Genomic DNA, 4,325 nt, shown 5'->3' on the forward strand with positions numbered 1-4,325 from the left:
TGAGTACGTTTTACATAATTGCTTCTTTCTTCCATAATAACGATTTCTTTTTTGTATCGCTATTTCAGGACGGGACACTAATAAAAATAATAAAGGCTGTCTATTTGTTAGGACAGCCTTTTTTAAATTATATTTTTATAATATATATTTTCTGGATTTTGAGGATCGATTAAGATATCGACATCTTTTCCTTTTTTTAAAATCTCATTTGCATTAACATCTCCAAAATATTCAAACTCTGTATAGTAAATTTTCTCATTATTAGGATGTTTATAAAAGACTTCAACTATATAATCTGGCAAATGATTTTCTCCTAATAAACCTCTTTTTATTTCAATAATATGTGCTTTTACTTTTACTCCTTTATTTAATAATCTTGAATGATTTAGGTAATCAAATAAATTGACGAAACCTAAATACCCCATAAACAAACTACAGAACAGAAAAACTACTCCAAGTAGTTGATTAAAAAATACACCAAGATTTAGAAAAGAGCATATTAGAACAAATCCTAAACTTAGGATTAAACTTCCTATTGCGATTGACAATTTCATTATTCTTGTATTTGTTATCTGTTTTTCACAAACCGTACCAAAAACAAAAAATTGTCCTATAAAAATAATTTTATTGTAAATTTACTCAAATATCTTAATAAGCTGCTGTAAATCTGCTTTTTATATGATTTGCATTTTCTATTTCATCTGCAATCACCACTGCAACATCTTCCACAGACAAAATACTACGCCCTTCTGCATTGAAAACTGGTACATCATTGCCTAAACGATATGTTCCTTTTCGCTCTCCAGATGTTCCTTGATGCATTTCTGGCGCTGGAGAAAACATTGTCCAATCCAACTCATTATCTTGTTTCAAGATATTATAATAATCTCTCGCTGCCAAAGCGCCTTGTTTTATTTGTTCAGGAAAATCTGGTGTGTCTACAATTTGTAATTCTTTTTGATCATTCACATACAAACTTCCCGCTCCACCAATAACAATCAAACGCTTTACACCAGCTAATTTAGTTGCTTCTTCAATTGCTTTTGCACCTTTCAAATAATCCTCATAAATATTTGGATTTGCCCAACCTGCATTAAATGCACTTACAACTACATCAGCACCTTTCAAATCTGTCGCCAAAGCCTGTACATCGTTTACATCTAACGCCACTTTTGCTACATTTTTACTATCTAAAACCTTGTCAGTATTTCGTGCAAATGCTTTGATAGATTGATTTCTATTTACCAATTCTTCTACGATATGTGAGCCTACAAAACCTGTTGCTCCAATTACTGCTACTCTCATTTTATTTAATTTTATATTGTAATTAATTTTGTTACATTTAAAGATAAAAAATTTTACTGAAATTCATCAGAAAATTGTTTTAAAGTTTTATGATTTAACGATTTAATTAAATCTGATTCAGCATTATCAAATAATCTTTCAAGATTGTCATTCATTTGTTTACCAACTGGACATTCTGGATTGGTATGATTCATTCGTCCAAAAACATTTTCTTGATTGACAATTTTATACACATCACCTAACAAAATATCAGCAGAATTTTTAACTAAATAAATTCCTCCTTCTTTACCTTTTTTCGAATCGATAAAACCTGCTTCTTTCAAGAATTTTATTTCACGACGAACCACAACAGGGTTCACATTAATACTTCCAGCAATAAAATCAGAAGTAATTAATTGTCCTTTAAATTTTTCAGTCAAAACTAAAATATGAATCGCCGTTGCAAATCTTAAATTATTCATTTCTCTAAATCGATGGGACAAATTTAGTACAAAATTTTCAATTGTAACAAATATTGATACAATTTTATTGATTAATTTCTCTTAAATTTGTTGCACATTCCTATACATATGGAAAATTATAAAAAACATTTATCAAATATTATTGATCTCACAGAAGAACAATGGGTAGAAATTGAAAAATTTTTGGTAGTAAAACACATCAAAAAGAATGAATTTATTTTAGAACCTGGTGAATATTCCGAAGATTATTTTTTTGTTGAATCTGGTGTTATTCGTTCTTATACAATAGATGAAAACGGAAAAGAACATGTTTTACAATTCGGAACAGAAAATTGGATTGTAAGTGATAGAAATAGTGCTTTTTGTAAGCAACAATCAAAGTTTTATATTCAAGCAATAGAAGATTCTACCGTTATTTTATTGAATGAAAAATTAAATAATCTAATCACTCGATTAAATCCAAATTATTTAGCTGCTCAAAATAAATTAATTCAAAATCATGTGCGCAGTTTACAAGATCGTATTAATTTATTACTTGGTGCATCTGCAAAGACTCGTTATTTAGAATTTATGCGTCTTTATCCCAACCAACTTTCTCGCATACCACAATGGATGATCGCCTCATATTTAGGCATCACACCCGAAAGTTTAAGTAGAGTTCGTAAAGAAATAGCACATGGATAGTTATAGTTTTGAAATTTTTGTACCAGAAAAACCTAAAAAAAATAATAAACAAATTGCGAAAGTAATCTTATCATTTCTCGCCGTTACTGTAATTAGTTTTGTGTTTTTGGAGCTGAAAGTTTTTAAAAATCAAACGTATTATTACATTTTTATTGGGCTTTTAGCTACTGCTGTTGCTTATTGGAATGGTTATTTTAAAAGACCTACTACAGAATTGAAAGGTAATTTTGATGGAAAATTGACATTTACAAAAGATACAATTTCTGTAAAGGATCAAACTTTTTCAATCAACGATTTATTTTCTATTGTCATTGATAATGAAGATTACAAAGGAAAAGCTGTAAAAGAATTTGGTGAGTTCGAAAACCCAGAAGGTTCGCACGGAATTAGTAATTTAATTACATTAAAAACAAAAGATAATCAATTTGTTGAAGCTTATTTTTTACAAAAATCATTAAATGAATTTTCTAAAATCGAATCATTTTTAATTCAATATTACAAAAACAATTTACTTTCTGAAGATGATTTAATTTCGATCATGCATTTAGAATATGATATTGATAAGAACGAGTTGAGAAAAAAATTAAGATAATTTAATTTTTCACTAACATATAAAAGTTAAGCTAGTCTCATTATTTAATGTAATTTTGTACCACTTAAAAACAATAATTTATGCAACCAACAGCAGAATGGTTAAAAACTTGGGAATCTAAAAGAGAATTCACTTTAGCTCCTAATGATTTAGAAAAATATTTTACAGATAAAGAAATTGGAGGTGTAGAAATCGACCAAATCGAAATGGGAGAAGTTTCTTTACCATCAGGTAAAATCTTTGTAAATGATCCTTTGGGTGAATATTTATCAATGGACAAAGATCCTTATTTCCTTGAAACGCCAAAAGGTAATTTTCCTGTAACTGCAAGCATCGTAAAATTTGAAGACGATGGTGATGTTGAGAATTTGATTGGTTGTATCAAAGTTGCTTTTACAAACGAAAAACCTGTTCGTTATGAAGAAGCAATGAAAGGAATTGAGTTGATTGACGAATTACAAGAAGGAGAATATTTTGGTTTTTCTATTGAAAGTGGTTTAGCAACAATTGTTGATGCAGAAGCAAAAGATTCTTTTGTAAAGTTTATTGATGAATTCGAAAGTAAAGGTGATGTAAATTTATATGATGATTATTTCAATGCATTATTTGTAGAAAACGCTAAAAATAATCCGAAATATCAATCAGAAGAAGGAGATTGGATCAATTGGACAATTCCAAATACAGAATTCAAATCGCCAATTTTTCAAGCTGGTTTTGGTGAAGGAATTTATCCCGCTTACTTTGGATACAATGAAAAAGGAGAAATTGTTGCATTTTATATTCAATTCATCGATGCTGAATTAGAAGATTCAGAAGATGATGATGAGTGGTTGTAATTAATTTTTTAGATCAAATAAAATTTAAAATCCTTCAAGAAATTGAGGGATTTTTTTGTTTAAAAATATGTATTTTAACATATTGTATATCATATTAAACAGAATGAGAAAACTTCTTATTAGCATATTTATTATAGAAACAATAAGCTGTTCTAAGAAAATTGATTATCAAAATACAATTTCAGCAATAGAATCCAATCAAGATTTATTTGATGATAATTACAGTTTAAGAGGGAAAACTAATATTTTTTATAATGATTCTATCCACTACTTTTATTTGGAATACGATACAATAGAATACCCGTTGTGCATTTTGATTAATAAAGAATAAAGTTGTTCATTTGATTGAAAATCAGTAAATTGTTTTAAATACAAAACATTTACAATGAACAACTTACTTGCAAATTACGAAAGAATATTGGAAGTTCTACGAAAAATATCAACAGA

Annotated in this window: 6 protein-coding genes; 3 read left to right on the forward strand and 3 right to left on the reverse strand. The window is 28.2% G+C overall.

Annotation, left to right across the window (positions count from 1 at the left end; all coding sequences use genetic code 11):
- Positions 1 to 122: 122 nt before the first annotated feature.
- From HXZ69_RS15065 to HXZ69_RS15075, 3 genes are all read right to left on the reverse strand, one after another.
- Positions 123 to 554 carry a hypothetical protein gene (locus HXZ69_RS15065; protein ID WP_125349350.1) on the reverse strand — a complete coding sequence of 144 codons (432 nt, stop codon included), beginning with the start codon at positions 552 to 554 and terminating at the stop codon, positions 123 to 125.
- 94 nt (positions 555 to 648) lie between these two features.
- Positions 649 to 1,305, reverse strand: coding sequence for an NAD(P)-dependent oxidoreductase (locus HXZ69_RS15070; RefSeq protein ID WP_125349349.1), 657 nt, complete (start codon positions 1,303 to 1,305; stop codon positions 649 to 651).
- Between the two features lie 53 nt (positions 1,306 to 1,358).
- Entirely contained in the window at positions 1,359 to 1,766 is a 408-nt protein-coding gene (locus tag HXZ69_RS15075) for an RrF2 family transcriptional regulator (RefSeq protein WP_221854439.1), read from the reverse strand.
- A 108-nt stretch (positions 1,767 to 1,874) separates the two neighbouring features.
- Between HXZ69_RS15075 and HXZ69_RS15080 the strand changes: the two genes are divergently transcribed.
- The 3 genes from HXZ69_RS15080 (at position 1,875) to HXZ69_RS15090 (ending at position 3,878) form a co-directional block, all read left to right on the forward strand.
- Complete coding sequence (locus tag HXZ69_RS15080; RefSeq protein WP_125349347.1) at positions 1,875 to 2,450, forward strand: Crp/Fnr family transcriptional regulator; 576 nt, start codon at positions 1,875 to 1,877, stop codon at positions 2,448 to 2,450.
- Positions 2,443 to 3,042: a hypothetical protein gene (locus tag HXZ69_RS15085; protein ID WP_219035245.1), complete on the forward strand. Its 600-nt coding sequence runs from the start codon at positions 2,443 to 2,445 to the stop codon at positions 3,040 to 3,042. The genes HXZ69_RS15080 and HXZ69_RS15085 overlap by 8 nt, the downstream gene beginning before the upstream one ends.
- Positions 3,043 to 3,122: 80 nt before the next feature.
- Entirely contained in the window at positions 3,123 to 3,878 is a 756-nt protein-coding gene (locus HXZ69_RS15090) for a DUF4241 domain-containing protein (RefSeq protein ID WP_038335748.1), read from the forward strand.
- Positions 3,879 to 4,325 lie beyond the last annotated feature (447 nt).

It is taken from the genome of Empedobacter sp. R132-2, assembly GCF_030324375.1.
Classification (GTDB): domain Bacteria; phylum Bacteroidota; class Bacteroidia; order Flavobacteriales; family Weeksellaceae; genus Empedobacter; species Empedobacter falsenii_B.